This window comes from Micromonospora sp. NPDC023869 (genome assembly GCF_055559695.1).
Window position 1 is genome coordinate 177,788 of sequence record NZ_JBVHKD010000006.1, and the last position, 26,985, is coordinate 204,772.

Annotated in this window: 20 protein-coding genes, 1 pseudogene and 1 riboswitch; of the genes and pseudogenes, 10 read left to right on the plus strand and 11 right to left on the minus strand. The window is 72.8% G+C overall.

Annotated features, from left to right (window positions below; translation table 11 throughout):
- Position 1: 1 nt before the first annotated feature.
- The gene (locus ACZ31C_RS18780) at positions 2–1,627 is read left to right on the plus strand and encodes a cellulase family glycosylhydrolase (RefSeq protein WP_465796372.1); all 1,626 of its coding nucleotides are present in this window, start codon (positions 2–4) and stop codon (positions 1,625–1,627) included.
- 121 nt (positions 1,628–1,748) lie between these two features.
- On the opposite strand, the gene ACZ31C_RS18785 is transcribed toward ACZ31C_RS18780, so the two are convergent.
- The 3 genes from ACZ31C_RS18785 to ACZ31C_RS18795 all read right to left on the minus strand — a co-directional run bounded on the left by ACZ31C_RS18785 (position 1,749) and on the right by ACZ31C_RS18795 (position 5,972).
- On the minus strand, positions 1,749–3,875 hold the full coding sequence (locus ACZ31C_RS18785; RefSeq protein WP_465796373.1) for a Xaa-Pro dipeptidyl-peptidase: 2,127 nt from the start codon (positions 3,873–3,875) through the stop codon (positions 1,749–1,751).
- Positions 3,876–4,077: 202 nt separating this feature from the next.
- On the minus strand, positions 4,078–4,713 hold the full coding sequence (locus ACZ31C_RS18790) for a LuxR C-terminal-related transcriptional regulator (protein ID WP_465796374.1): 636 nt from the start codon (positions 4,711–4,713) through the stop codon (positions 4,078–4,080).
- Positions 4,665–5,972 carry a sensor histidine kinase gene (locus ACZ31C_RS18795; RefSeq protein WP_465796375.1) on the minus strand — a complete coding sequence of 436 codons (1,308 nt, stop codon included), beginning with the start codon at positions 5,970–5,972 and terminating at the stop codon, positions 4,665–4,667. The genes ACZ31C_RS18790 and ACZ31C_RS18795 overlap by 49 nt, the downstream gene beginning before the upstream one ends.
- A gap of 109 nt (positions 5,973–6,081) precedes the next feature.
- On the opposite strand from ACZ31C_RS18795, the gene ACZ31C_RS18800 reads away from it, so the two are divergent.
- From ACZ31C_RS18800 to ACZ31C_RS18810, 3 genes are all read left to right on the plus strand, one after another.
- Entirely contained in the window at positions 6,082–7,113 is a 1,032-nt protein-coding gene (locus ACZ31C_RS18800; RefSeq protein WP_465796376.1) for a fatty acid desaturase family protein, read from the plus strand.
- A gap of 92 nt (positions 7,114–7,205) precedes the next feature.
- The gene (msrB, locus tag ACZ31C_RS18805; RefSeq protein WP_465796377.1) at positions 7,206–7,661 is read left to right on the plus strand and encodes a peptide-methionine (R)-S-oxide reductase MsrB; all 456 of its coding nucleotides are present in this window, start codon (positions 7,206–7,208) and stop codon (positions 7,659–7,661) included.
- A 57-nt stretch (positions 7,662–7,718) separates the two neighbouring features.
- Positions 7,719–8,945 carry an epoxide hydrolase family protein gene (locus ACZ31C_RS18810; RefSeq protein WP_465796378.1) on the plus strand — a complete coding sequence of 409 codons (1,227 nt, stop codon included), beginning with the start codon at positions 7,719–7,721 and terminating at the stop codon, positions 8,943–8,945.
- A gap of 220 nt (positions 8,946–9,165) precedes the next feature.
- Here the strand turns inward: ACZ31C_RS18810 and ACZ31C_RS18815 are convergent, their stop codons facing one another.
- A complete protein-coding gene (locus tag ACZ31C_RS18815) occupies positions 9,166–10,086 on the minus strand; it encodes a LysR family transcriptional regulator (RefSeq protein WP_465796379.1) in 921 nt (306 codons plus the stop codon).
- Positions 10,087–10,209: 123 nt separating this feature from the next.
- Between ACZ31C_RS18815 and ACZ31C_RS18820 the strand changes: the two genes are divergently transcribed.
- From ACZ31C_RS18820 to ACZ31C_RS18840, 5 genes are all read left to right on the plus strand, one after another.
- The gene (locus ACZ31C_RS18820; RefSeq protein WP_465796380.1) at positions 10,210–11,511 is read left to right on the plus strand and encodes an aspartate aminotransferase family protein; all 1,302 of its coding nucleotides are present in this window, start codon (positions 10,210–10,212) and stop codon (positions 11,509–11,511) included.
- Positions 11,512–11,663: 152 nt separating this feature from the next.
- A complete protein-coding gene (locus ACZ31C_RS18825; protein WP_465796381.1) occupies positions 11,664–12,206 on the plus strand; it encodes a hypothetical protein in 543 nt (180 codons plus the stop codon).
- A 742-nt stretch (positions 12,207–12,948) separates the two neighbouring features.
- A complete protein-coding gene (locus ACZ31C_RS18830) occupies positions 12,949–13,290 on the plus strand; it encodes an ArsR/SmtB family transcription factor (protein ID WP_465796382.1) in 342 nt (113 codons plus the stop codon).
- Positions 13,291–13,293: 3 nt separating this feature from the next.
- Positions 13,294–13,779, plus strand: a complete 486-nt coding sequence (locus tag ACZ31C_RS18835; protein ID WP_449946962.1) for an SRPBCC family protein — start codon at positions 13,294–13,296, stop codon at positions 13,777–13,779.
- Positions 13,780–13,941: 162 nt separating this feature from the next.
- A complete protein-coding gene (locus ACZ31C_RS18840) occupies positions 13,942–14,691 on the plus strand; it encodes a cobalt-precorrin-6A reductase (RefSeq protein WP_465796383.1) in 750 nt (249 codons plus the stop codon).
- Here the strand turns inward: ACZ31C_RS18840 and ACZ31C_RS18845 are convergent.
- From ACZ31C_RS18845 to ACZ31C_RS18855, 3 genes are read right to left on the minus strand one after another with little or no spacing between them, the layout of a single operon-like run.
- Positions 14,679–16,193 (minus strand): precorrin-2 C(20)-methyltransferase, encoded by a 1,515-nt coding sequence (locus ACZ31C_RS18845; RefSeq protein WP_465796384.1) that lies wholly within the window; start codon positions 16,191–16,193, stop codon positions 14,679–14,681. The two genes, ACZ31C_RS18840 and ACZ31C_RS18845, sit on opposite strands and share 13 nt — an antisense overlap.
- Positions 16,194–16,195: 2 nt before the next feature.
- Positions 16,196–16,825 (minus strand): precorrin-8X methylmutase, encoded by a 630-nt coding sequence (locus tag ACZ31C_RS18850; RefSeq protein WP_465796385.1) that lies wholly within the window; start codon positions 16,823–16,825, stop codon positions 16,196–16,198.
- Positions 16,822–18,021 carry a precorrin-3B synthase gene (locus tag ACZ31C_RS18855; RefSeq protein ID WP_465796386.1) on the minus strand — a complete coding sequence of 400 codons (1,200 nt, stop codon included), beginning with the start codon at positions 18,019–18,021 and terminating at the stop codon, positions 16,822–16,824. The genes ACZ31C_RS18850 and ACZ31C_RS18855 overlap by 4 nt, the downstream gene beginning before the upstream one ends.
- A 66-nt stretch (positions 18,022–18,087) precedes the next feature.
- Positions 18,088–18,166: riboswitch (cobalamin riboswitch) on the plus strand.
- A gap of 51 nt (positions 18,167–18,217) precedes the next feature.
- On the opposite strand from ACZ31C_RS18855, the gene cobN reads away from it, so the two are divergent.
- Positions 18,218–21,871, plus strand: coding sequence for a cobaltochelatase subunit CobN (gene cobN / locus ACZ31C_RS18860; RefSeq protein WP_465796387.1), 3,654 nt, complete (start codon positions 18,218–18,220; stop codon positions 21,869–21,871).
- A 66-nt stretch (positions 21,872–21,937) separates the two neighbouring features.
- On the opposite strand, the gene cobA is transcribed toward cobN, so the two are convergent.
- The 4 genes and pseudogenes from cobA to ACZ31C_RS18880 form a co-directional block, all read right to left on the minus strand.
- Positions 21,938–22,954, minus strand: a complete 1,017-nt coding sequence (cobA, locus tag ACZ31C_RS18865) for a uroporphyrinogen-III C-methyltransferase (protein WP_465796540.1) — start codon at positions 22,952–22,954, stop codon at positions 21,938–21,940.
- A pseudogene (locus ACZ31C_RS18870) lies at positions 22,946–24,328 on the minus strand (cobyrinate a,c-diamide synthase); the annotation flags it as partial. The gene cobA and the pseudogene ACZ31C_RS18870, both read right to left, overlap by 9 nt.
- Positions 24,322–24,936 carry a cob(I)yrinic acid a,c-diamide adenosyltransferase gene (gene cobO, locus ACZ31C_RS18875; protein ID WP_449946951.1) on the minus strand — a complete coding sequence of 205 codons (615 nt, stop codon included), beginning with the start codon at positions 24,934–24,936 and terminating at the stop codon, positions 24,322–24,324. The pseudogene ACZ31C_RS18870 and the gene cobO, both read right to left, overlap by 7 nt.
- Entirely contained in the window at positions 24,936–26,948 is a 2,013-nt protein-coding gene (locus tag ACZ31C_RS18880; RefSeq protein ID WP_465796541.1) for a magnesium chelatase subunit D family protein, read from the minus strand. The genes cobO and ACZ31C_RS18880 overlap by 1 nt, the downstream gene beginning before the upstream one ends.
- Positions 26,949–26,985: the final 37 nt, after the last annotated feature.

The window sequence follows — 26,985 nt, forward strand, 5'->3', positions numbered from 1 at the left end:
AATGTCCAGACTGCGTACTGCGGTGTCCGGAGTCCTCGCCGCCACACTCGCCATCGCCGGCGTCCTGGTCGCCGCCCCCGGCGCACAGGCCGCGACCGCGAACTTCGCCAAGGTCCAGGAGTGGGGTGGCGGCTACGAGGCCCGCTTCACCGTCCGCAACGACACCGCCACCACCATCACCAGTTGGCGGGTCGACTTCGACCTGCCGGCCGGCTCCACCCTCGGCAGCTACTGGGACGCCCTGCTGACCAGCAGCGGCAACCGGCACAGCTTCACCAACCGCACCTGGAACGGCACCCTGACCGCCGGTGCGTCGACCACGTTCGGTTTCATCGTCACCGGCAGCGGCACGCCGACCAACTGCACCGTCAACGGCGGCTCGTGCAGCGGGGGCAGCGCCGACACCCAGGCGCCCAGCGTGCCCGGCAACCTCCGGGTGACCGGCACCAGCACGTCGAGCGTGGCGCTGGCCTGGAACGCCGCGACCGACAACGTCGGGGTCACCGGCTACGACGTCTACCGGGGCAGCACGCTCGCCACCAGCGTCGTCGGCACCACCTCGGCCACCGTCGGCGGCCTGAGCCCCGCCACCGCGTACACCTTCTCGGTCCGGGCCCGCGACGCCGCCGGGAACGTCTCGGCGGCGAGCACGACGGTCTCCGCGACCACCGCACCCGGTACGGTGACCGGCACCCCCGCCTCGATCAACGGTCAACTGCGGGTCTGCGGCGTGCAGCTCTGCAACCGGTACGGCCGGCCGATCCAGTTGCGCGGCATGAGCACCCACGGCATCCAGTGGTACTCGCAGTGCGTCAACAACGCCTCGCTGGACGCGCTCGCCTACGACTGGAACGCCGACGTGCTGCGCATCTCCATGTACATCCAGGAGGGCGGCTACGAGACCGACCCGCGCGGCTTCACCGACCGGGTGCACGACTACATCGAACGGGCCACCGCACGCGGCATGTACGCCATCGTCGACTGGCACATGCTCACCCCGGGCGACCCGAACCACAACCTGGCCCGGGCCCGTACCTTCTTCACCGAGATCGCCCAGCGCCACAAGGACAAGACCAACATCCTGTACGAGGTGGCCAACGAGCCGAACGGGGTGAGCTGGGCGTCGATCAAGAGCTACGCCGAGCAGATCATCCCGGTCATCCGGGCGCAGGACCCGGACGGCGTGGTGCTGGTCGGCACGCGCGCCTGGTCGTCGCTGGGCCTGTCCGAGGGCTCCTCGGAGACCGAGATCGTCAACAGCCCGGTGAACGCGTCGAACATCATGTACACGTTCCACTTCTACGCCGCCTCGCACGGCACGACGTACCTGAACGCGCTGTCCCGGACCGCCGACCGGCTGCCGGTCTTCGTCACCGAGTTCGGCACCCAGACCGCCTCCGGTGACGGGGCGAACGACTTCACCCGTGCCCAGCAGTACCTGGACCTGATGGCCACCAAGAAGATCAGTTGGGTGAACTGGAACTTCTCCGACGACTTCCGCAGTGGTGCCGTCTTCAACGCCGGCACCTGCAACGGCAGCGCGTACACCGGCACCGGTGTGCTCAAGCCCGCCGGGGTCTGGGTCCGCGACCGGATCCGTACCCCGGACAACTTCCCGACCAGCTGACGACGGCGCGAGGGCGGGGCGGCCCGACCGGGCTGACCCGCCCTCGCGATCGCCCGGCGTGTAAGGAGGGGTCCCCTGCTAACGCCTGGTGTATAGCAGGGGACCCCTCCTTACATCTCGGTCAGCCGCCGACGCCGGAGCGGGCGGCCGCCGACACGATCGGTCCACGCTGGCCCGGCGTGAGCACCCCGGCGGTGACCAGCCGGTCCACCACCTCGTTGACGTGCCGCACGAACTGACCACGGTTCGGCCACGGCTCACCGTCGAGGATGTGGTCGTTGATGGTGCAGGTGCCGGCCAGCGCACGGTTGGCCACCCGGCTGTCCACGCCACCGACCACCACGGTCGCCCGGGTGTCGGTGCCCACGCAGATCGGCATGGCGAGCGGCCCGCCGACCACCGGCAGCCGCAGCCGCGACGCCGCCAGGTCCACGCCGAGCACGGTGCCCGGGGCCGGTTGCAGGGTGAACTCCCGGTCGGTGGAGAAGACCATCAGGCCGATCCGGTAGCCCGCGGGCACGACCTGGTCGTCCGGCTGCAACGGTACGGTCACCTCGACGAACTCCCCCGGCACGAGCGGCTCGCCGCGGGTCAGCGAGTGGCGGTTCTGCGGGTCGGCCCAGCCCCGGGTGATGATGCTGGTGGTGCTGCCCTGGGTGCTGGAGGTGCAGCCCGACGCGCTGGTCCAGGGCAGGCGTACCAGCGCCACCGACAGGTTGACCGCCGGCTTGCTCGACCGCATCCGCAGCGTCACGGTGGCGGTGCCGGAGATGTGCACCGGGGCGGTGAGTTCCGGCGTCACGTAGAGCAGCCGCTGGTCCGAGACGGTGGTGGCGAGGGCGCCGGCGTTGCAGGCGGTGTCACCGGCGTCCACGAGCGACTCCACGCCCGTACCGGCCAGAGCCAGCGAGGTCAGCCCGCCGCTGGTGTCGCCGCCGGGCTGGAGGACCATGGTCACCGGTTGCGCGGCCGGGTTCGGGTAGTCCGGGTACGGGGTGAGCGTGCTGGTCCCGGTCTCGTTGCGGACCACCCAGGCCCGCGCGTCGTCCTCCACGCCGTTGCGGAGGTCGTACAGGTAGCGGCTGAACCACTTGTTGCGCATCTCCAGCGGCGGCGCACCACCGTGTCCGCCCTGGTGGAAGTACATCTGCACGGGAGTGCCCTGGGCCTTGAGCGCATCGGTGATCCGCACGCTGTGCTCGGGCATCACGTTCCAGTCGTTGAAGGCGTGCGCCATCAGGGTCGCCGCGCGTACGCCGCCGACGGCGTGCAGGTAGTCGCGCCCGGCCCAGAAGTCGTTGTAGTCGCCGTTTCGGCGGTCCTGGAAGCGGTTCAGCTCGTTGACCCGGACCTGCTCGACGCAGTACGCCCGGCGGTCCGGGTAGCCACTGTGGACGTAGTCGAACAGGTAGTCGATGTCCTCGCCGACCCAGCCACCCGGGTTCCGGACCAGGCCGTTGGCGCGGTAGTAGTGGTAGTACGAGGTGTTCGGCGCGATCGGGATGATCGCTTCGAGTCCGTCCACGCCGGTGGTGGCGGCGGCCAACGGCAGCGTGCCGTTGTACGACGTACCGGTCATGCCGACCTTGCCGGTGGACCAGCCGGTGGCCGCGACCTCCACGTCACCGTCGACGCTGGTGTAGCCCTTGGCCCGCCCGTTCAACCAGTCGATGACCGCCTTGGGCGCCAACGACTCGTTGCTGCCGCCGATTGTCGGGCAGCCCTGCGACAGGCCGGTGCCCGGCGAGTCGGAGTGCACCACGGCGAAGCCACGCGGCACCCAGGTGGCGACCTCGCTGGTGGAGACCGCCGTCCGGGTCGCGCGGTGGGCGATGCCCGGCGGCGAGGTCCGGGCTGGTGGCTCCTCCCCCAGCTCGTGCCGGACGGTCCAGAAATACTGCGCCTGGGTGGAGGCGGTGCCCGCGTAGTAGGGACTGGTCTCGTACACGATCGGCACCTTGAGGCCGTCGTCGGTCTGTCCCGGTCGGGTGACGTCCACGTGCATCCGGTCGCGCCGGCCGTCGCCGTCGGAGTCGAACTCCGTCTCCACCCACAACTGCTGCCGGACCCAGCCGGCGGAGTCGGCGAACTCGGGCACGATCTGGGCCTGGCCGTCGACGAAGACCGGCCCGACCTCCTCCGGGGCGGCGACCGCAGGTGTCGCGACCGTCAGGGACAGGACGAGTGCCGCCGCGCATGGCACCGCCACCAGGGCGGTGACCCGTCGACGCCCGCTTCGTCGCACCATCGTGAGCCCCTCTCCGTTGCTCGTCCGGGCGGCCCGAACGAGCGACGGAGCACCCGGCGCGGTCGGCGGTCCCGGCCGACTGTCGTCGACGGCACGCACCGACTCGATCCTTTGGTGAGCAGACGGTAACGGTCCGTGGAGAGTGGACGCTTGAGACACCTGACGGAACTCCGCAGGTCCGAGTACGACAGAACGTCGCCCCTCAGGGGTTGAGGTACGCCAATACGGCGAGGACCCGCCGGTTGTGGTCATCGGAGGGCGGCATGTCGAGCTTGGTGAAGATGTTGTTGATGTGTTTGCTGACGGCCTTCTCGGTGATGTGCAGCTTGCCGGCGATCGCGGCGTTGGAGCGGCCCTCGGCCATCTCGCCGAGCACCTCCCGCTCCCGGACGGTGAGCGCCGCGAGGGGCTCCCGGCGGGCCAGCAGTCGAGAGATCACCTCGGGGTCCATCGCGGTGCCACCCTGGGCGACCCGACGGACCGCGTCGACGAACTCGCCGACGTGGGACACCCGGTCCTTGAGCAGGTAGCCCACGCCGCCGTGCGGGGTGCTGAGCAGTTCCCGGGCGTACAACGGCTCGACGTGTTGGGACAACACCAGGATCGGCAGCCCGGGGATGCGGGTACGGGCGGCGATCGCGGCGTGCAGGCCCTCGTCGGTGAACGTCGGCGGCAGCCGTACGTCCACGACCGCCACCTCAGGCCGGAGGCTGACCAGGGCGGGCAGCAGGGCAGGTCCGTTGTCGACGGCCGCGACGACGTCGAAGTCGAAGGCTCGCAGGATCCGGGTCAACCCGTCCCGAAGGAGTGCGTGGTCCTCGGCGATGACAACACGCACGGCAACTCCATGGTGACGACGGTGGGCCCGCCGACCGGGCTCGACACGGTCATCGTGCCATCGAAGGCGGCCAGGCGGCGTTCGATGCCTCGGAGGCCGGAACCGGCGCCCGGGTCGGCACCACCGATCCCGTCGTCGGCGACCACCATGGTCAGCGTGCCGTCGGTGTGCCGCAGGGACGCCGCCCCGGTCCGCGCCCGACTGTGCCGGACCAGGTTGGTCAGCGTCTCGGCCACGGCGAAGTAGGCGGCCGACTCGACCGGCGTGTCGAGTCGGCCGGGCAGGTCGACATCGACCGTGATCGGGACGGGAAGGCCCAGCGCCAACGCCCGCACCGCGCCGTCGAGCCCACGCTCGGCCAGCACCGGCGGATGGATGCCGCGGACGAGATGGCGCAGCTCCACCAGGGCGGTACCGCTGGACTCCCGCGCCTCCGCGAGCATCTCACGAGCCGCGCTCGGGTCACGGTCGATCAGCTCGTCGGCCAGGCCGATCATCATGCCCAGGGAGACGAGACGAGCCTGGATGCCGTCGTGCAGGTCACGCTCGATGCGACGCAGCTCGGCGGCCTGGGCGTCGACGGTGTCGGCCCGTGTGACGGTCAGTTCGGTGACGCGCAGTCGCAGCTCCGCGGCCTTGGTCGGGGCGAGCAGCAGCCGGGTGAAGTACGCGTCGACGCGGCGCAGCCACGGGGCCAACCAGAGCCCACCGGCGAGGATGGCGGCGCCCTGCGGCACACAGACCAGCCCTTCCACGACGGTGTCGACGGACCAGACGAGGCCGTAGCCGTACCAGTCGGTGCCGAGCCAGATCCACACCGGCACCAGCGTCAGGCCCAGCACGCCGTAGAGCGGCACGGCCAGGGAGATCAGGCCGAGGGCGGTGGACACCACCGCGCCGGGCAGGAGCCAGGCGAGATCGCGCCAGGTGGCCGGGTCCGTGACGATCCAGCGGAACCGCCGCCACCCGCCGGGGACACCGCGTGCCGGGGGCGGACGGTAGGGCCGGGACACCGGGACACCGGCGCGGGCGGCCAGCCGGCGTTCGAGATCCGCGCGGTGGCGGACCAGCGTCATCGTCCACGGCAGCAACGCCATGCCGAGGAACGGCACCGGGACCAGGGCCAGTGCCACCAGCGACACGCCGAGCAGCACGAGGTTGGTCACGGCCAGACCGACGGCGGCCAGACCGGCGAGTACGGCACGCAGGCCCCGCCACGCCCACGCGTACGCCCGCTCGTCGCCGTCGACCCGGTCCATCGTCACATTGTGCCTGCGTGTCAGGCGCTTCTCGGTGGTGCTAGCACCCCGTCGTAGGGTGGGGGCAGAACTCCTGACGGGTGCGTCCCGTATGCGGTCTGCTGGGACCATGACGACCGCCACGACGCCACCGCGCCCGACGAGCGGCAGCGATTTCGCCGTCCTGTCCCGCCGGATCACCGACGCCGGGTTGATGCGACGCCGGCCCCTCTACTACGCCCTGAGGTTGGGTGTCGTCGGGCTCATGTTCGTCGGTGGTTGGACGGCCTTCTTCGCCCTCGGTTCGTCGTGGTGGCAGATGACCACCGCAGTCTTCCTCGCCGTCACGTTCGCCCAGGTCGCGCTCGTGGCACACGACCTGGCACACCGCCAGGTGTTCCGGACCAGGCGTCCGAGTGCGTTCGCCGGGCTGGTGGCCGGCAACCTCGGCGTCGGGATGAGCTACGGGTGGTGGATGGACAAGCACACCCGCCACCACAACAACCCCAACCACGACGATCTCGACCCGGACGTGGCCCCGGAGGTGCTCGTCTGGGCCGCGGAGGCGTCGCTGGGCCGCCGTGGGCTGCGCGGATTCATCGTCCGGCACCAGGCCGTCCTGTTCTTCCCCCTGCTCACGCTGCTCGCCGTCAGTCTCAAGGTGTCCAGCGTCAAGGCGTTGCGAGACGGCACGGTCAAGCGGCCGGGTGTCGAGGCCACCCTGCTGCTCCTGCACGCCGCCGGCTACCTCACGGCCCTGCTGCTCGTCCTCACCCCGCCGCAGGCCGTGGTCTTCCTGCTGCTGCACCAGGCGATCTTCGGCGTTTACCTCGGGATGACCTTCGCGCCCAACCACAAGGGGATGCCGCATCCGACCGGTTCCGAGGACTATCTGCGCAAGCAGGTGCTGACCTCGCGCAACGTCCACGGCAGCCGGCTGGTGGACGCGGCCCTCGGCGGCCTGAACTACCAGATCGAGCACCACCTGTTCCCCGGCATGCCGACGCCGAACCTGCGCCGGGCCCAGCCGATCGTGCAGGCGTACTGTGCCGAGATCGGTGTCCGCTACGAGCAGACCGGCCTGGTCGACTCGTACCGGCAGGCGCTGCGCCACCTGCACGAGGTGGGTGCCCCCGCCCGGGCCGCACACGCCTCCCGGTGACTCCCCGGCCGGGGCGTAGGCGTCGGGGGGCGGGGTAAGCAGCGGGTTCGGAGATTCCCCGACCATCGGGCCACTGCCCGCCGGGAGGAGAGATGGTGTCTCAGGACTACCGCAAGAGCCCCGACGTGATCTCGGACCTGACGCCCGAGCAGTACCGGGTCACCCAGGAGTCCGCGACCGAAACGCCCTTCGCCAACGAGTACTGGGACAAGTTGGACCCCGGTCTCTATGTCGACGTGGTGTCCGGTGAACCCCTGTTCGCCTCCGTCGACAAGTACGACAGCGGCACCGGTTGGCCGACGTTCAGCAAGCCGGTCGAGTCCGGGAACCTGGTCGAGATCCCGGACCGCAGCCTCGGCGTCACCCGCACCGAGGTCCGGTCCGCGCACGGCGACAGCCACCTCGGCCACGTCTTCGGCGACGGTCCGATCGAGACCGGCGGGCTGCGCTACTGCATGAACTCGGCCGCGCTGCGCTTCGTGCCCCGCGACGACCTGGAGCGCGAGGGCTACGGGGCGTACCTCGACCGGTTCGCTGCCCGGCGGTGAGCTGACCCGGCACGAGGACATCCCGTTCGCCCGCGACAGTGGGAACAGGAGGCAGAGATGGCCGTCAAGACCGAAGCCCGACCGCGTACCGCGCAGATCCGGCCGTTCACGGTCGAGATCCCGCAGGCGGAGCTGGACGACCTACGCCGCCGGATCGCCGCCACGCGGTGGCCGGAGAAGGAGACCGTCGCCGACCAGTCGCAGGGCGTGCCGCTCGCGACGATCCAGACGGTCGCGCGCTACTGGGAGCGGGAGTACGACTGGCGTGGCGTCGAGGCACGGCTGAACGGCGTCCCGCAGTTCATGACCGAGATCGACGGGCTGGACATCCACTTCATCCACGTCCGCTCGAAGCACGAGGACGCGCTGCCGCTGATCATCACGCACGGCTGGCCCGGCTCGGTGATCGAACAGCTCAAGGTCATCGGCCCGCTCACCGATCCCACCGCCCACGGCGCAAGCGCCTCGGACGCCTTCCACGTGGTGATCCCGTCCATGCCCGGGCACGGCTTCTCCGGCAAGCCGACCATGCCGGGCTGGGGTCCGGAGCACATCGCCAGCGCGTGGACCGAGCTGATGCGGCGTCTCGGGTACGACCGCTTCGTCGCCCAGGGCGGCGACTGGGGCGCGATCATCTCGGACCTGATGGGGGTGCAGGCCCCGCCGGAGCTGGCCGGTATCCACACCAACATGCCGGGAGCCGTACCGGCGGATCTCGACAAGCTGTTCCAGTCCGACATGAGCGGGGCGAACGACGCCCTCGGCTCGCTGCCGTCGAACCTCTCCGCCGAGGAGCGGCGCGCCTGCGAGCAGCTCGACTTCGTGTGGAAGCACGTCGCGTACGCCCTCATGATGGGCACCCGGCCGCAGACCCTGACCGCGCTGGCGGACTCGCCGGTCGGGTTGGCCGCGTTCCTGCTCGACCACGACGCGCGCAGCCTGGACCTCATCTCGCGGGTCTTCGCGGGTGGGCCGGGCGGCCTCAGCCGGGACGACGTGCTGGACAACATCACGTTGTACTGGTTGACCAACACCGGTGTCTCGTCGTCCCGGCTCTATGCGGAGAACGCACTCTCGTTCTTCGCCACCAAGGGAGTACGGGTGCCGGTGGCGGTCAGCGTCTTCCCGGACGAGTTGTACGAGGCGCCGCGTAGCTGGGTGGAGCAGGCGTACCCGGACCTCGTCTACTACCACCGGCTCGACCGGGGCGGGCACTTCGCCGCCTGGGAACGGCCGATGGCCTTCGCCGAGGAGCTGCGCGCCGGATTCCGGCCGTTGCGCTGATCGACCGTCGTCCCATCGCCGCGACCGGTGCCCTCGGGCGCCGGTCGCGCGCGTACGCCCAGCCCGGGCCCGCGGCTCGACTCAGGCCGGCAGGGCCTGGCGGGACGGCCAGGGCCGGGTCGGCGGGTACGCCAGGCTCGCGACCGGTCGTGTGCGGACGCCTGCGCCCTCGGTCATCCGCGCCGCCTCGGCCGGTGGCGTCCCTTGCCCGGCGGTCGGGTCAGTGGCCGGGGCTCGCGGTGCAGGGGTCAGACTCGGCGTCGGCGCGCAGGCGTGCCACCGCTCGGGCGAGGAGTTCGTGCCGGCGGCGGTCTCGACGCACGTGCACGACGATGCGACGCCGGACGACGGGACGGACCACCGGTCTCGACACCGCGCCCTCCGGCAGGTCCACCACGGCCAGGCGCGGCAGCAGCGTGACACCGACACCGGCCGCCACCAGTCGCAGGGCCGCCCGATGGTCGTCCAGCCGGGCGGCGAACCGAGGCGTGAACCCGGCGCTGCGGCAGGCGCTGGAGATGATCTGCCCGATCGGGCTGTCGTAGATGTCGTGGTCCACCCACGGCTCGCCCCCGAGATCCCGCAACGCGATCTCGGGGGCGTCCACGAGCGGGTGCCCGGCCGGCAGCACGGCGACGAGTTCCTCCACGGCGAGTTCGTGCCGGTGGTAGCCGTCGAGCCGTACCTCGACGCCGCCGGCCGGCTCGGTGCGGATGTCCAGGTCCGGCTGCCGGCGGCCCCGACCGTCGACCGGCTCGTTGAGGCTGATCTCCACGGTGAGGTTCGGTCGGTACTGCCGAACGGTCCGCACCAGCTCCGGGATCCACCGCTCGGCCGCCGAGGCGAAACAGGCGATCGCCAGGTGCTCCCCCTGGCCGCCGCGCAGGTCCGCGACGACCCGTTCCAGCCGCTCGAAGTCGGCGACCAGCGTCTGCGCCTGGTCGGCGAGGTGGCGGGCGGCGTCGGTGGCGACGATGCCCCGTCCCTGTTTCACGAAGAGGACCAGGCCGGTCTCCCTGGCCAGCTCGGTCATGTGCTGACTGATCGTGGCCGGAGCGTAGTTGAGGTTCCGGGCGGCCTGGTTGATCGATCCGGCGGCCAGGACCGCCCGCAGCACCACCAGACGTCGAGGGTTGAGCATGGGCCGACCGTACGGCGACGACGAATGATCAGCGATCTTTGTCTGCTTGTCGCCCGCACGGGGCCGTCGCAGGATGACCGGCAGGGACGGCTCCGCCGCCCGGTGCGTACGAGAGGACCGCTGATGGACACGACGTTCTGGGACCAGGCGGACCGCCTGCTGATCCGTTACGGGGCCAGCTTCACCCCCCGGATCATCGAGCGCGCCCGTGGGGCGTACGTCTTCGACCGCGAGGGCAGGCCGATCCTCGACTTCACCTCGGGACAGATGAGCGCCATCCTGGGCCACGCGCACCCGGACATCGTCTCCACCGTCTCGTCCGCGGTCGCCTCACTGGACCACCTCTACAGCGGCATGCTCAGCCCGCCGCTGCTCGCACTGGCCGAGCGGCTCGCCGCCACACTGCCTCCCTCACTGGGCAAGACGCTGCTGCTCACCACCGGCGCCGAGGCGAACGAGGCGGCGATCAAGATGGCCAAGCTCCACACCGGCCGGTACGAGATCGTCTCGTTCGACCGGTCCTGGCACGGCATGACGCAGGGGGCGGCGTCGGCGACGTTCTCCGCCGGGCGGCGCGGCTACGGTCCGCCGATGCCGGGCAACCTCGTCCTGCCCACACCGAACGCCTACCGGTCGCCGTTCCGTACGGCCACCGGCGCACACGACTGGGAGGCCGAACTCGCGTACGGCTTCGCCCTGGTCGACCAGCAGTCCGCCGGAAGCCTCGCCGCGTGCCTGGTCGAGCCGATCCTCTCCTCGGGCGGCATCATCGACCTGCCGCCCGGATACCTGCGCCGACTCCGGCAGATGTGCGACGAGCGCGGGATGCTGCTCATCCTGGACGAGGCACAGACCGGGCTCGGCCGCACCGGCGCGATGTACGCCTTCGAACGCGACGGCGTCGCCCCGGACATCCTCACCCTGTCCAAGACCCTCGGCGCCGGACTGCCGGTGGCCGCCGTAGTCACCAGCGCCGAGATCGAGCAGGTCTGCCACGAACGGGGATTCCTCTTCTACACCACCCACGTCTCCGACCCGCTGGCGGCGGCGGTCGCGCTGACCGTGCTCGACGTCATCGCCCGGGAGGACCTGGTCCGGCGGGCCGCGCAGCTCGGCGAGCAGCTCACCGAGCGGCTCCAGACCCTGCGGGACGAGCACGAGGTGGTGGGCGACGTCCGGGGCCGGGGCCTGCTCCAGGGCCTCGAATTGGTGACCGACAAGGTGAGCCGGACGCCGGCCGACGCGCTGGGCACCCGGGTCACCTCAGCCTGCCTCGACCGGGGTCTGCACATGAACATCGTCCAACTGCCCGGCATGGGCGGCATCTTCCGGATCGCCCCGCCGCTCACCATCAGCGACGACGACCTGCACGCCGGCCTGGACATCCTCGACGCCGCGCTCACGGCGGCCCTACGCGAGCGGTGAGGGCGCGCCGCCAGCGACCGCACGAGACCGACAGGCCGCGCTGGCGGTCGGGACACCGTCCACAGCGGCGGGAACGTCGGCGCTGGACTCCGAGCACGGCGGGCAGGACGCCGAACAGGGCGAGGAAAAGCCTGCGCACTAGGCTTGCCGGCATGTCTGAGCCAACGCCCGAGCCGCGCAGGGTCGGCCAGCTGGTATGGGCCCCCGACGAAGTGACCGCCGGCATCGGAAGTCAGGTGCAACCGCAGGTCGGTCGGGGGCGCCGGGCGTTGCAGACCGGGCTGGCGGCCTTCCTCCTGACGTGGGTGCCCACCCTCTTCATCCTCCTGGCGGCCACCTTCGCCGCACCGTCGCTGACCGACGACGCCGGCATCGGTCGGGTCGCCCTCTGGGCGTTGCTGATCGCCGTACTGTTCGCGGTCACGGCGGCGGTGAGCACCCTGTGGTCCAAGCCCGACCAGGCCGCGGAGGAACCCTCGGGTCTCGTCGTCGCGCTGCGGGTCGCACGCGGGGCGTTGCTGACCGGTGTGGGCGCGGGTGCCGTGCTGGCGTGGCAGGGTCTGTCGGTACGGCAGGCCCTCACTCTTGCCGTGGTCCTGGCGCTCATCCTGCGCGTCCTGCCGGTGGTCGCCGCGCGGACGCTGCAACGACGCCGCGCCTCTGAGCCCGAACCACCCGCCGCCTCGACGCCCTGACCACCCGGCCGCCCCGAGCGCACCAGCCCAGTTGCAGGATGAACTGCGCGAAGCCGACCGAGAGCGCGTCGCCAGCCGCGTGAGGCGAAGCGCCATGAGGCGGCCCGCAGTAAGCCGGGCCGCCGTGAGCCCGGCCGCCGTGAGCCGGGCCGCCGTGAGCCGGGCTTCTAGATCAGTCGGCACCCGGTCGGCCTGGGAGAGTGTTCAACCGGCTGGCACGGTTGCCTCGCCGCTGAGCCCGCTTCGCCGTGTGAGTTGATCGGTCGGACCAGCCGCTGTGGTGGTCGGGCCAGCTCCGAAGTTACAGCCTTCACCAGAACGGACAAAGTTCCCGAACTGGCGACTGGCGGGAAAGACCCACACAGGCACGTTCGCAGGTGGGTCGATTTGTTGCTGCCATAGCGACAACAAATCGACCCACCTCCCGATCTCTGCATCCCCCGGCCCGCCCAGACGCAAGGAAGGGTCCCCTGTTAACACCACCAAGCGTTAACAGGGGACCCTTCCTTGCACGCCCGGCGCTCTTGCTCGGCGGAGCGCGACCGGCGGTCGATCATCGGCGTGGAGCACGCGTGGCGGCCCACGCGGGCAGTCGACACATCTCGCGGGGCAGGACGGTGCCGTGGTGGATGCGTGTCGACGTCTGCTGAGCGGGAAGGCGCGAGGTACCGCGTCGCGACACGCGCCGACGAATCCGCAAGCCCCTTGACGACGTACAACCGATCAGTTGTATATTGGGTTTGTGACGGAGGCGAGTGAGGATCGGGCGGACGCCCTGTTCCACGCGCTCGCCGACCGCACCCGGCGGGACATCCTGCGCCGTGTGCTGGCCGGGGAGCACTCCGTCTCCGCGCTCGCCGCCAATTACGACATGAGCTTCGCCGCCGTGCAGAAACACGTCGCCGTGCTGGAGAGGGCCGGCCTGCTGACCAAGCGACGCAGCGGTCGCGAGCAACTGGCCAGCGGCGACGTGCAGGCGGTGCGGTCGGTGGCGTCCATGCTCACCGAGCTCGAACAGATCTGGCGCGGACGCATCGCCCGCATCGACATGCTCATCGCATCAGAAACCGACCAGGAGGACTGAAGAGTGCCCGTCACCGACGTCAAGCAGGACCTCGACAACCTGAGCCTGACCATCACCGCCGACTTCGCCGCGCCCGTGGAGCGGATCTGGCAGGTGTACGCCGACCCACGCCAACTGGAGAAGATCTGGGGGCCGCCGACCTATCCGGCCACCGTGGTCGACCACGACCTCACACCCGGCGGGCGGGTGACCTACTACATGACCAGCCCCGAGGGCGAACGCTTCGCCGGGTACTGGCTGGTCACCGCCGTGGACGCGACCCGCAGCTTCGCCTTCGAGGACGGCTTCGCCCACGACGACCTCACCCCCAACCCGGACATGCCGGTCTCCAAGAGCGTCTTCACCTTCACCGCGCACGACGGCGGGACCCGGGCGACGTACGTGAGCACGTACCCGTCCGCCGAGGCGCTCCAGCAGGTGCTGGACATGGGCATGGTGGAGGGCGCGACCGGGGCGATCAACCAGATCGACGGCCTGGTCGCCTCCTGACCGACGCGGGGAGCCGGCACCGACGCGGGAGCCGGCACCGACGCGATCCGATGTTAGGAGGGGTCCCCTTCTATACCGTAGGCGTTAGCAGGGGACCCCTCCTTTCACCAAGGCCGCGTGGTTCACTACTCCCCCGGGGGTACGAGTGCGAGGGGGTAGCGGGTGCGGGTACTCATCCTCGGGGGCACCGCCGAGGCACGTGATCTCGCCGCTCGGCTCGTCGACCGACCGGGGCTGTCGGTGATCTCCTCGCTGGCCGGGCGGGTCGCCGATCCCCGCCTGCCGGTCGGTGCGGTACGCGTCGGCGGGTTCGGCGGCGCCGACGGGCTGGCCAGGTGGCTCGACACGCACCGCGTCGAGGTGCTGATCGACGCCACCCACCCGTACGCGGCCCGGATCCGGACCTCCGCCGTCACCGCCGCCGCCCGGGTCGGCGTACCTCACCTGCGGCTGGAACGACCGGGCTGGACGGCGCGGCCGGGCGACCGCTGGCACCGCGTACCCGACGTGGCCGCTGCGGTCCGGGAACTGCCGGCGCTCGGGCGGCGGGTCCTGCTCACCACCGGACGGCAGAGCCTCGCGGCGTTCCGCCCGTCGACCGGGCTGTGGATCCTGGCCCGGGTGGTGGACGCGCCGGACGAGCCGCTGCCGGAGCACATCCGGCTGCTGCGCAGCCGGGGCCCCTACACGCTCGCCGGTGAACTGGAGCTGATCCGCACCCATCGCATCGACGTGGTGGTGACCAAGGACAGCGGCGGCCGGCTCACCGAGGCGAAACTCGACGCGGCCCGGCAGCTCGGACTACCGGTCGTGATGATCGACCGGCCGGTCCCCGCCGTCCACCCGACGACGGTGTCCAGGGTGGACGAGGCGGTGGACTGGGTGTCGACGCTGCCGATTCAGCCGGGATAGGTGCGGGGCGTCCAGACCACCACGGAGTCGTCGCCCCGGGTGCTGACCTGGGTGGTCGACGAACCGATGATGAGCAGGCACCGCATGTCGACCGTCTCCGGGTCGAGATCGCCGAGCGTGACCACGGTGATCGACTCGGTGGCCCGGCCCACGTCCCGGGCCAGGACCACGGGCGTCTTCGGGTCACGGTGGCGCAGCAGCGTCTCCCGGGCCGCGCCGACCTGCCAACGACGGCTGGCCGAGGCCGGGTTGTAGAGCGCCAGGACCAGGTCGGCCGCAGCGGCGGCGGCCAGCCGCGCCTCGATGACCGGCCACGGCTTGAGCCGGTCCGACAGCGACAGCACCGCGAAGTCGTGTCCGAGCGGGGCACCGACCCGGCTCGCCGCCGCCTGCGCCGCAGTCAGGCCCGGCAGCACCCGCACCGGCACCCCGGCGAATCTCGCCTGGCCGGTCGCCACCTCGTAGACCGCGCTGGCCATGGCGAACACGCCGGGGTCGCCGGAGGAGACCACCACCACCCGGGCCCCGCCGAGCGCCAGTTCCAGGGCGTGGGCGGCCCGTTCGGTCTCCACCTGGTTGCCCGAGGTGTGCCGCTGCTGACCGGGACGCACCGGCACCCGGTCCACGTACGGGCCGTAGCCGACCAGGTGCTGGGCCTCGCGCAGCGCCCGCGCCACCTCGGGGGTGAGCCAGCGGGGTCCGGCCGGGCCGAGCCCGACCACGACCACCTCCCCCGCCGACGCCGGTGCCGGGGCAGGTAGGTCGTCCCGGCTGGCGGCACTTGTCGGGCTCGGCAGCAACGCCAGCGAGAAGTACGGCACCTCGTCGGCGGACACGTCGGCCAGCGGGGCGTGCCGTCCGCGTGGTGAGGTGGCCCGTTCCACGTACCACGTCTCGGGCAGCCGACCCGCGTCGTCCAGGGCGGCACGGACGTTGTCGAAGGTCCGGCCCAGCTTGAGGACGGCGGCGGCGTCGGTGTCGGCGAGCCGTCGGGCGAGTTCCTCGGCGGGCAGCGTGCCGGGCAGGACGGTCAGCACCTCGTCGCGTTCGACCAGCGGCCGACCCAGCACGGCGGAGGCGGCGCTGACCGAGGTCACCCCCGGCACCACCTCGGCCGGGAACCGGTGCGCGAGCCGTTCGTGCAGGTACATGTAGGAGCCGTAGAACATCGGGTCGCCGGCGCAGAGCACCACCACGTCGCGTCCGGCGGCCAGGTGGACGGCCAGCCGTTCGGCGCTGTCGTCGTAGAAGCGGCGGATCACGCCCTCGTAGCCGGCCGGGTCGTCGGTGCCCTCGGTGGTGACCGGGTACACCAGGGCCTCGTGCACGTGGTCCTCCCGCAGCAGCCCGGCCACGATGGAGCGGGCGATGCTGCGGCCGTGCCGGGCCGAGTAGTACGCGACCACGTCGGTCTCGGCGATCAGCCGGGCCGCCTTGACCGTCAACAGTTCCGGGTCGCCGGGTCCGACCCCGACGCCGTAGAGGGTGCCGGGCTCCACCATGGTCACTCCACCTCGCTCGCGATGCCGTTCACCGCCGCCGCGGTGACGGCGCTGCCACCCCGACGACCCTGCACGACCAGGTACGGAATCCCGGCCGAATGGTCGGCCAGCGCCTGCTTGGACTCGGCCGCGCCGATGAACCCGACCGGTACGCCCACCACCGCCGCCGGCCGACCCGCGCCCTCGTCGATCAGCTCCAGCAGCCGGAACAGGGAGGTCGGGGCGTTGCCGATGGCGACCACCGCGCCGTCGAGCCGGTCCCGCCACAACTCCATGGCGGCGGCGCTGCGGGTGGTGCCCAGCTGCCGGGCCAACTCCGGCACCGCCGGATCACGCAGCGTGCACACCACCTCGTTGTCGGCGGGCAGCCGGCTGCGGGTGACACCGGCGGCGACCATCGCCGCGTCGCAGAGCACCGGCGCACCGGCGGCCAGTGCCGAGTACCCGGCGACGACCACTTCGGGGTGCGCGTCCACGTCGTCGACCAGGTCGACCATGCCGCAGGCGTGGATCATCCGCACCACCACCCGGGCGACGTCGGCGGGGAACCGGGACAGGTCGGTCTCGGCGCGGATGGTGGCGAACGAGCGGCGGTAGATCTCGGCGCCCTCGCGGACGTAGTCGTAACTCATCGTGGTCTCCGTGCCTGTGCCACCCGCTCGGACAGCGGGCCGTGGTGATCCTCTCGGGGACCGGCGACACGGTAACCGGCGCCGGTGGCCACCGCCAGAGCGACCGGGCCGGAGGGGCGGCCGCAGCACCGGTCACAGCCGGCCCAGTGCAGGGGAAGCGCGTCGGCGGCGGGCGGCGCGGCGGCGGTCAGGGCGGCGGTGGCGTCGGCGCGGACGTCGGCCAGCGCGCTACCGCAGCCGGGTCGGCCGGCGCAGGCGGTCACCCCGACCCAGGGCGAGGCGGGGTCGACGACCAACCCGGCCCCGCTCAGCGCCGGCACGGCCGCCTCGGGTGCGGCGACCACGACGACGGTCCGCCACGGCGTGACCACCACCGGTCCGTCGGTCAGCGTCGCGACCGCATCGGCCTGCGCGGCGGTGAGCCGGCCCAGCGGTGCGGCGGCCACCACGAATCCGGCCGGATGTGGACCGACCGGCGGCGGGCCGCCATGCGGCGGGCCCACCGGCTCGGCGTGCGGCCCGCCCAGTGCCGCGACGACGGCGGCGGGTGCCTCGGGCAGGTCGGCCACCCGCCACACGTCCCGCCGCCCGGCGCGCTGACGCAGGAAGGCTCGGGCGGCGGTGACGATCGTCGCGGCGACCTGGTCGGCGTCGGCCCGCAGCCCGACGTCGCGCCCCGCCACCAGCAGCGCGCCGGTCTCGGCCAGCCAGCACAGGTCCGCGCCGAGGGCGGCGACGTCACCCCGGCCGTCGTCGACGGCGATCAGGAAACGACCGCTGAGGTCGGCCAGCTCGGGACAGGCGCAGAGGGCCTCGTCGACCCGGGCCACCACCGGCCGTACGTCGGGCCGGCCACTGTGGTCCAGACCACTCAGCGGCGAGGCGACGATGTTGCGGACCGTCTCGTGGCTGGCGCTGGGCAGCAGCCCCGAGTCGACCAGGACGGCGGCGACCCGGTCCACCGCCTGCTGGTCGCGGATGCCGCGGAGCTGCACGTTCGCCCGTGAGGTCAGCTCCAGCGTGCCGTCGGCGTCACCTCGGGCGGTGGCCGCCAGCCGGCGTAGTTGTGACGTGCTCAGTCGACCGCCGGGGAGCCGTACGCGCACCAGCAGTCCGTCGGCGGCCTGGTGGGCCCGAAGCGCCCCGGGACACCGGTCGGCGCCGGAACGACCGGGCGGGGTGGAGACAGCAGGCACCCGTTCATCGTAGAGTCGGAGTCTCGGCACGGAACGCGCCGAGATCAGCATCACGCGGTCGGCGCGGAGGAACCCGGTGCGAGTCCGGGGCGGTCCCGCCACTGTCACCGGTCCGGCCCCGTGCCGGCCCGCGAGCCAGACACTCCGGTCGACCGCGACCGACGGCCACGGGCGCGGACCCGGGGAGGAGTCAACCATGCCCGGTGACGGCGTGATCCTACTACTGTCCACCTCGGACACCGACCTGCTCAGCGCCCGGTCCAGCGGTGCGGCGTACCGGCTGGCGAACCCGGCCCGCGTCGGCGAGGAGCCGGAGGCGCTGGCCGACCTGACGGCCGGCGTGGACCTCGTGGTGGTCCGCATCCTCGGCGGTTACCGGATGTGGCAGCGTGGCCTGGACACGCTGCTCGGCGGCGACGTGCCGGTGGTCGCCCTCGGCGGTGAACAACTGCCCGACGCCGACCTGATGGCCCGCTCCACGGTCGCCCAGGGCATCGCCGCGCAGGCGCACGCCTACCTCGCGCAGGGCGGTCCGGACAACCTCCGCGAGTTGCACGCCTTCCTCAGCGACACGGTGCTGCTGACCGGTCACGGCTTCGCGCCGCCGCTCACGCACCCCGACTGGGGCGTCATGTCGCGTCCGGCACCGACGGTGACCGGGCCGATGGTGGGCATCCTCTACTACCGGGCCCACCAGCTCAGCGGCAACACCGCCTTCGTGGAGGGGCTCTGCGCAGCCGTCGAGCAGGCCGGTGGCGTACCGCTGCCGGTGTTCTGCGCGAGCCTGCGCGCCCCCGAGCCGGACCTGCTGGCCACGCTCGGCCGGGCCGACGCGCTGCTGGTCACGGTGTTGGCGGCGGGGGGCACCCGGCCGGCGGAGGTCTCCGCCGGAGGCGCCGATGAGGCGTGGGACGTCGGCGCGCTCGCCGAGCTGGACGTGCCGATCCTCCAGGCGCTGGCGCTGACCCAGGACCGGGCGTCCTGGGCGGAGAGCGACGACGGGCTCAGCCCGCTGGACGCGGCCACCCAGGTGGCGGTTCCGGAGTTCGACGGACGGCTGATCACGGTCCCGTTCTCGTTCAAGGAGACCGACGCCGACGGGTTGCCGCACTACGTCGCCGATCCGGAGCGCGCCCGCCGGGTCGCCGGCATCGCGGTCCGGCACGCCCGGCTGCGGCACGTTCCGCCGGCCGAGCGGCGGATCGCGGTGGTGCTGTCGGCGTACCCGACGAAGCACGCCCGGGTCGGCAACGCGGTCGGTCTGGACACTCCGGCCAGCGCCGTACACCTGCTGCGGACGCTGTGCGGACAGGGGTACGACGTCGGACCGGTCGACGGCCCGGACGCGCTGCCCGGTCTGCTGCCCAGCGGAGAGGGCCAGGACGCCGACGGGGACCGTCTGATCCACGCCCTGATCGCCGCCGGCGGCCAGGACCCGGAGTGGCTCACCGAGGAGAAGCTGGCCGGCAACCCGGTCCGCGTCCCGGCCGCCACCTACCGCCGCTGGTTCGACGCGCTCCCCGACGACCTGCGGGAGGCGATGACCGAGCACTGGGGTCCCGCCCCGGGTGACCTGTTCGTCGACCGGTCCGCCGACCCGGAGGGCGAGATCGTCCTGGCCGGGCTGCGGGCCGGCAACGTGCTGCTGATGATCCAGCCGCCCCGTGGGTTCGGCGAGAACCCGGTGGCCATCTACCACGACCCGGACCTGCCGCCGACGCACCACTACCTGGCCGCCTACCGGTGGCTGGACGAGGAGTTCGGCGCGCACGCCGTGGTGCACCTGGGCAAGCACGGGTCACTGGAGTGGCTGCCCGGCAAGAACCTCGGCCTCTCCGCGAGCTGCGGGCCGGACGCGGTCCTCGGCGAGCTGCCGCTGATCTATCCGTTCCTGGTCAACGACCCGGGCGAGGGCGCGCAGGCCAAGCGGCGGGCGCACGCCACCATCGTGGACCATCTGGTGCCGCCGATGGCGCGGGCGGAGAGCTACGGCGACATCGCCCGGCTGGAGCAGTTGCTCGACGAGCACGCCAACATCGCCACCATGGACCCGGCCAAGCTGCCGGCCGTACGGGCGCAGATCTGGACGCTCATCCAGGCCGCCCGGCTCGACCACGACCTGGGGATGGAGCAGCGCCCACACGACGCCGAGTTCGACGACTTCCTGCTACACGTCGACGGGTGGCTCTGCGAGGTCAAGGACGCGCAGATCCGCGACGGCCTGCACGTGCTCGGGCACGCCCCGACCGGCGAGGCGCGGATCAACCTGATGCTGGCCATCCTGCGTGCCCGTCAGGTCTTCGGCGGGCAGGCCGACGCGGTGCCCGGTCTGCGGGCCGCGCTCGGCCTCGACGAGGGTGGCGCCGAACACACCGCCGAGGTGGACCGGATCGAGGCGGTGGCCCGACGGCTGGTCGAGGAGATGGAGCGGCACGACTGGTCCGTCGAGGCGGTCGACCGGGTACGCGTCGAGGTGCTCGGCGACGACCACCCGCACGGCGCGGAGGTCGGCCGGGTGCTGACGTTCGCCGCCACCGAGGTCGCGCCACGCCTGGCCGGCACCACCGGCGAACTCGACGCCGTCCTGCACGCCCTCGACGGGGGTTACGTGCCCGCCGGACCGAGTGGGTCGCCGCTGCGCGGACTGGTCAACGTGCTGCCGACCGGCCGCAACTTCTACACCGTCGACCCCAAGGCCATCCCCAGCCGACTGGCCTGGGAGACCGGGCAGGCGATGGCCACCAGCCTGCTGGAGCGCTACCGGCGGGACACCGGCGAGTGGCCCCGCTCGGTCGGCCTGTCGGCGTGGGGCACCTCGGCGATGCGGACCTCCGGCGACGACATCGCCGAGGTGTTGGCGCTGATCGGCGCGCAACCGGTCTGGGATCCGGCGTCCCGGCGGGTCACCGGCGTCGAGATCGTCCCGCTGGCCGACCTGGGACGCCCCCGCATCGACGTCACGTTGCGCATCAGCGGCTTCTTCCGGGACGCCTTCCCGCACGTGGTGCTCCTGCTGGACGACGCGATCCGGGAGGTGGCGGCGCTGGACGAGCCGGACGAGGAGAACTACCTCGCCGCGCACGCCCGTGCCGACAGCGCCCGGCACGGCGACGACCGGCGCGCCACCACCCGCATCTTCGGCTCCAAGCCCGGCGCGTACGGTGCCGGGCTGCTGCCGCTGATCGAGAGCGGGAACTGGCGCGACGACGCCGACCTGGCCGAGGTCTACACCGTCTGGGGTGGCTTCGCGTACGGCCGTGACCTGGACGGGCGGCCCGCCCGAGAGGACATGGAGTCGGCGTACCGGCGGATCGCGGTGGCGGCGAAGAACACCGACACCCGTGAGCACGACATCGCCGACTCCGACGACTACTTCCAGTACCACGGCGGGATGATCGCCACGGTGCGGGCGTTGACCGGGCAGGCGCCTCGGGCGTACATCGGGGACAGCACCACCCCGGACGCCACCCGGACCCGGTCGCTGACCGAGGAGACCGCGCGGGTGTTCCGGGCCCGGGTGGTCAATCCACGGTGGATCGCCGCCATGCGTCGACACGGCTACAAGGGCGCGTTCGAGATGACCGCCACCGTGGACTATCTGTTCGGGTACGACGCGACGGCCGGCGTGGTCACCGACTGGATGTACGAGCAGCTCGCGGAGAGCTACGTCCTGGACCCGGAGAACCAGCAGTTCCTGCGCCGGTCGAACCCGTGGGCGCTGCGCGGGATCGTCGAGCGGCTCACCGAGGCCGCCGACCGTGGGCTCTGGGCCAAGCCCGATCCGACGCTGATGGACGCGCTGCGGCAGGCGTACCTGGAGGTCGAGGGCGACCTGGAGGAGTCCGGCTGAGCGTTGCCGCCCCGGGGGACCACGCCGGTTTCCCGGGGCGGGCTCAGTCGTCGCGCCCGGACGGCTTCAGGCGTCGTGCCCGGGGCGGGTGCTGGCGTCGGCGAGCGGGGTGACGTCGGCGAACGCGGCGACCGCGCCGATCACGGTGACGGCGGGCGCGCACAGGTGGTGGGCGGCGGCGACGGCGGCGATGTCGGCCAGGCTTCCCCGCAGTACGCGTTGCCGATCGGTACCGCCGTTCTCCACGCTGACCGCCGCCGTGGCCGGGTCCATGCCGTGTCGCAGCAGCGCGGCGGTCACCTCGGGCAGCGTCTGCACCGCCATCAGCAGCACGATCGTGGTGCCGGAGCGGGCCACCCCGGCCCAGTCGACGGTGCTGCCCGGGTCGTCGGGCGGCAGGTGGGCGGCGAGCACGGTGAAGCCCTGGGTCAGACCGCGATGGGTCACCGGCACCCCGGCCAGCTCGGGTACGGCGACGGCGCTGGTCACCCCGGGCACCACCTCCACCGGCACCCCGGCGGCCCGGCAGGCCAACATCTCCTCCATGCCCCGGCCGAAGACGAACGGGTCGCCGCCCTTGAGCCGGACCACCCGGTGTCCGGCGCGGGCCTCGGTGACCAGGATCTGGTTGATCTGCTCCTGGGGGACGAACACGCCGCGCGGCACCTTCGACACGTCGACGACCCGGACGCCGGGCCGCAGGTCGCGCAGCACCGCGTGCGGCACGAGCCGGTCGGCCACCACCACGTCGGCCTCGGCGAGACGGTCCAGCGCCCGGCGGGTGAGCAGACCCGGATCGCCGGGGCCACCCCCGACCAGGGTGACCCGACCGACGGCAGGCGATTCGGCCGGGACGGGACCGGTCGCCCGGGACCCACGCGGGGCCGGAATCTCGCCGGCCGCCGGGCCCGCGACAGCCGAGCCAGTGGCAGCGGAGCCCGCATCAGCCGGGACGGTGGCGGAACCACCGGGTTCCGGGTCCGCGACGGCCGAGGCGGTGGCGGGAGTCCGGGCTTCCGGGTGCGGGTTGGCCGGGACGACAGCGGGGGTACGCGGTGCCGCGCCGGTGGTGTGCCGGTGCACGGCGGTGGCGAAGCGGGCCGCCAGGCTCGGGTGTCCGGCCCAGTGCACATGCAGGTAGGAGGCGTGCACGGTGCCGGACACGACGCCGTCGGGCACCGGCGCGGCGGTGCCGTGCGCGGCGGACGGTCGGGGCCGGAACCGCCACGCGGGCGCGGTGTCGGGTTCGGCGTCGACCCGGGTGCGGTGGAACTCGTGGCCGGTGACCTGCTGGTCGGCGCCGGTGAGCACGCTGTCCGTGGCGGCCCGTGCGTCCCGGTAGCCCAACGTCAGCCGGTCGGTCATCCGGGCACGCACCGGCAGGACCCCGGTCATCGGCGCGCCGTCGAGGTCGCGGGCCAGATAGAGCAGCCCGGCGCACTCGGCGACGGTCGGGACGCCACGCGTGGCGGCGTCGGCCACCGCCCGGCGCAGAGGTGCGTTGTCGGTCAGGCCGGCGGCGTACACCTCGGGGAAGCCGCCGCCGAGGTACAGCCCGGTGGTCCGCTCGGGCAGCGTCGTGTCGTGCAGCGGGTCGACCGTGGCCAGCCGCAGGCCGGCCGCCGCGAGGAGTTCGTCGGTCTCGGCGTACCGGAAGGTGAACGCCGGTCCGGACGCGACCGCGACGGTCCCGTCGACGGTGAGACCGTCAAGCTCGGCCGCCGGGTCCCAGGCCGGGCCGGGCAGCGCGGGTGCCCGGCGGGCCACCGCGACCACCCGGTCGAGGTCGACACCGGCGGCGACGTGGGTGGCGAGCGCGTCGACGGTACGCGCGGCGGCGGCGGCCCGCTCGGCGACCGGCACCAGGCCGAGGTGCCGGCTCGGAGTGTCCAGGGTGGCGTCCCGGCCCAGCGACCCGAGCACCGGCACACCGGTGACGGCCAGCGCGTCACGGATCTCCGCCTCGTGGGTCACCGAGCCGACCTTGTTGAGGACCACTCCGGCGACGGCGAGCTGCGGGTCGAAGGTGGCGAAGCCGTGCACCAGCGCGGCGATGCTGCGCGAGGCGCCGGAGACGTCCACCACGAGCAGCACCGGGGTACGGGTCAACCGCGCCACGTGGGCGGTGGAGGCGAACCCGGCCCGGCCGACCGCGCCGTCGAGCAGGCCCATCACGCCCTCGACGATCGCGATGTCGGCGGGTGCCCCGACGGTGGTGCCGTGCCGTAGCAGCGGCAGGATCCGGTGCTCGCCCTGGAGGAACGGGTCGAGGTTGCGGCCCCGGCGGCCGGTGGCCAGCTCGTGGTAGCCGGGGTCGATGTAGTCCGGGCCGACCTTGTGGCCGCTGACGGTCAGGCCGCGTCGTCGCAGCGCCGCCATCAGGCCGGTGGCCACCGTGGTCTTGCCCTGTCCGGAGGCGGGAGCGGCGACGATCAGCCGGGGCGGGAGGCTCACCATTCGATGCCCCGCTGGCCCTTCTGGCCGGAGTCCATCGGATGCTTGATCTTGGTCATCTCGGTTACCAGGTCCGCCGCGTCCACCAGCCGGGGGTCGGCGTCCCGCCCGGTCACCACCACGTGCTGGTGGCCGGGGCGTTCCCGCAGCGTCTGCACCACCTCGTCGACGTCCACCCACCCCCACTTCATCGGGTAGGTGAACTCGTCGAGCACGTACAGGTCGTGGGCGGAGGTGGCGAGACGACGCTTGATCTCGGCCCAGCCCTCCGCGGCCTGTGCCGCGTGGTCGCTCTCGGTGCCCTGGGTGCGGCTCCAGCTCCAGCCGGCGCCCATCTTGTGCCAGGAGACCGGGCCACCCTGGCCGGTCTGCTCGTGCACCGTGCCGAGGGCGCGCAGCGCGTGTTCCTCGCCGACGGTCCACTTGGCGCTCTTGACGAACTGGAACACCGCGATCGACCAGCCCTGGTTCCAGCCGCGCAGGGCGAGCCCGAAGGCGGCGGTGGACTTGCCCTTCGACGGTCCGGTGTGGACCATCAGCAGCGGCCGGTTGCGGCGTTGCCGGGTGGTCAGCCCGTCGTCCGGCACGGTGACCGGTTGGCCCTGTGGCATCAGGCGGCACCCCTCTCGGTGCGGACGACGGTGTGGGCGCGGACCGCGTCGGTGAGCGCGTCGGCGGCGACCCCCTCCAGCGGCAGGTACTGCGCGCCGAGCGTGGTGGCCAGGTCGGCGGCGAGTCGCATGCGTACCCGGCCCTGCTCGCAGTCGACGACCACGGTGCTGGTGCCGGCGGCGGCGAGCAGCCGGGCCGCGTGCCGGGCCCGGGCCACCGCGTCCGGGCCGGTGGTGGCGCGGCCGTCGGTGACCAACACCAGCAGGGGACGCCGTCGCGGGTCGCGGATGCGTTCCACCCGTAGCACCTCGCGGGCCCGCAGCAGCCCCTCCGCCAACGGGGTGCGGCCCCCGGTCGGCAGCGTGGCCAGCCGGGCGGCGGCCACCTCCACGCTGGCGGTGGGCGGCAGCGCCACCTCGGCGTCGGTGGCGCGGAACGTGACCAGGCCGACCTTGTCCCGGCGCTGGTAGGCGTCGAGCAGCAGGGACAGCACCGCGGCCTTGACCGCGCCGACCCGCTGGCGGGCGCCCATCGAGCCGGAGGCGTCCAGGCAGAACAGGATCAGGTTGCCCTCGCGGCCCTGCCGCACCGGCAGCCGCACGTCGCCGGGGTGGACCAGGATGCCGGGACCCTGGCGGCCCCGGGCCCGCTGGTGCGGCGCGGCGGCCTGCAGGGTCGCCACCAGGTGGGGCCGTCCGGTCGTCGCGCCGTCCGGACGCCGCGCGCCGACCGTGCGGCCGGTGGTGGTGCGGGCCGGCGAGCGGCGGCCGGCCACGCCGAGGCCGCTGCCGGGGACCTGTAACAGCCGGGCCCGGTACGGCGCGCCGGCCGGCACCGGGGCGGGTACGGTCCGCTCCCCCTCGGTGCCCGGGGCGGGCGGGGTGTCCGGGCGGGAGCGGTACGGGCGCTCGTCGGCGGATTCACCCTCGGGGTCGCCCGGGCCGCCGCCGTCGGGCGGGCTGTCCGGGTCGTCGGGGCCCGGTGGACCGTCCGTGGGCGGATCCGGCTCGTCCTCGGGCGGCCTCGGCTCGTCCAGCCCGGCGTCGTGCAGCGCCCGGTCGAGGTCGGCGGCGTCCTGCTGGGGCGGGTCGAAGGGGTTGCGGCGGCGGCGGTGCGGCAGGGCCAGCCGGGCGGCGACGCGGACGTCGCCGACGCCCACCTCGGTGCGCCCGCACCAGGCGGCGTGGGCGATGGCGGTCCGCGCGATGACCAGGTCGGCGCGCATTCCGTCGACCTCGGCGGCGGCGCAGAGGGCGGCGATGCGGGTCACCGTCGCGTCGTCGAGGCGGACCGTCGGCAGCAGCGTGCGGGCCCGGGCGACCTGTGCGCCCAGCGCCGCGTCGGCGTCGGCGTACCGGGCGGCGAAACCGTCCGGGTCGGCCTCGTACGCCAGTCGTCGGCGCATCACCTCGGCGCGCACCTGCGGGTCCCGGCTGGCGGCGACCTCGACGGTCAGGCCGAAGCGGTCCAGCAACTGCGGGCGCAGTTCCCCCTCCTCGGGGTTCATGGTGCCCACCAGCACGAACCGGGCCGCGTGGGTGACCGAGACGCCGTCGCGCTCCACCGTCGCGCGGCCCATCGCCGCCGCGTCGAGCAGCACGTCCACCAGGTGGTCGTGCAGCAGGTTGACCTCGTCGACATAGAGCAGGCCACGGTGGGCGGCGGCCAGCAGACCCGGGTCGTACGCGGTGACGCCCTCGCGCAGCGCCCGTTCCAGGTGCAGCGCGCCGAGGAGGCGGTCCTCACCGGCGCCGACCGGCAACTCCACCAGGCGGGCCGGACGCGTACGGGCCGGCGGGTCGGCCGGGTGCGGCCCGTCCGGACAGTCCGGGTCCGGTGCCACCGGGTCGCAGGAGAAGCGGCAGTCGGTCACCACGTCGACCGGGGGCAGGAACGCGGTCAGGGCCCGCACGGCGGTCGACTTCGCGGTGCCCTTCTCGCCTCGGACCAGCACACCGCCGATCGCCGGGGAGACCGCGCACAGGTTCAGCGCCAACGCCATGTCGTCCATGCCGACGACGGCGGAGAAGGGGTACGACCGCACGGCC

Bases quoted from the DNA above. Each gene is read 5' to 3' on its own strand.
- ACZ31C_RS18820 (WP_465796380.1), top strand. From the start codon at position 10,210: ATGGACACGACGTTCTGGGACCAGGCGGACCGCCTGCTGATCCGTTAC.
- ACZ31C_RS18850 (WP_465796385.1), bottom strand. From the start codon at position 16,825: ATGAGTTACGACTACGTCCGCGAGGGCGCCGAGATCTACCGCCGCTCG.
- cobN (WP_465796387.1), top strand. From the start codon at position 18,218: ATGCCCGGTGACGGCGTGATCCTACTACTGTCCACCTCGGACACCGAC.
- ACZ31C_RS18845 (WP_465796384.1), bottom strand. From the start codon at position 16,193: ATGGTGGAGCCCGGCACCCTCTACGGCGTCGGGGTCGGACCCGGCGAC.
- ACZ31C_RS18780 (WP_465796372.1), top strand. From the start codon at position 2: ATGTCCAGACTGCGTACTGCGGTGTCCGGAGTCCTCGCCGCCACACTC.
- ACZ31C_RS18785 (WP_465796373.1), bottom strand. From the start codon at position 3,875: ATGGTGCGACGAAGCGGGCGTCGACGGGTCACCGCCCTGGTGGCGGTG.
- cobO (WP_449946951.1), bottom strand. From the start codon at position 24,936: ATGCCACAGGGCCAACCGGTCACCGTGCCGGACGACGGGCTGACCACC.
- ACZ31C_RS18815 (WP_465796379.1), bottom strand. From the start codon at position 10,086: ATGCTCAACCCTCGACGTCTGGTGGTGCTGCGGGCGGTCCTGGCCGCC.
- msrB (WP_465796377.1), top strand. From the start codon at position 7,206: ATGGTGTCTCAGGACTACCGCAAGAGCCCCGACGTGATCTCGGACCTG.
- ACZ31C_RS18880 (WP_465796541.1), bottom strand. From the start codon at position 26,948: ATGGACGACATGGCGTTGGCGCTGAACCTGTGCGCGGTCTCCCCGGCG.
- ACZ31C_RS18825 (WP_465796381.1), top strand. From the start codon at position 11,664: ATGTCTGAGCCAACGCCCGAGCCGCGCAGGGTCGGCCAGCTGGTATGG.
- ACZ31C_RS18810 (WP_465796378.1), top strand. From the start codon at position 7,719: ATGGCCGTCAAGACCGAAGCCCGACCGCGTACCGCGCAGATCCGGCCG.
- ACZ31C_RS18795 (WP_465796375.1), bottom strand. From the start codon at position 5,972: ATGGACCGGGTCGACGGCGACGAGCGGGCGTACGCGTGGGCGTGGCGG.
- ACZ31C_RS18800 (WP_465796376.1), top strand. From the start codon at position 6,082: ATGACGACCGCCACGACGCCACCGCGCCCGACGAGCGGCAGCGATTTC.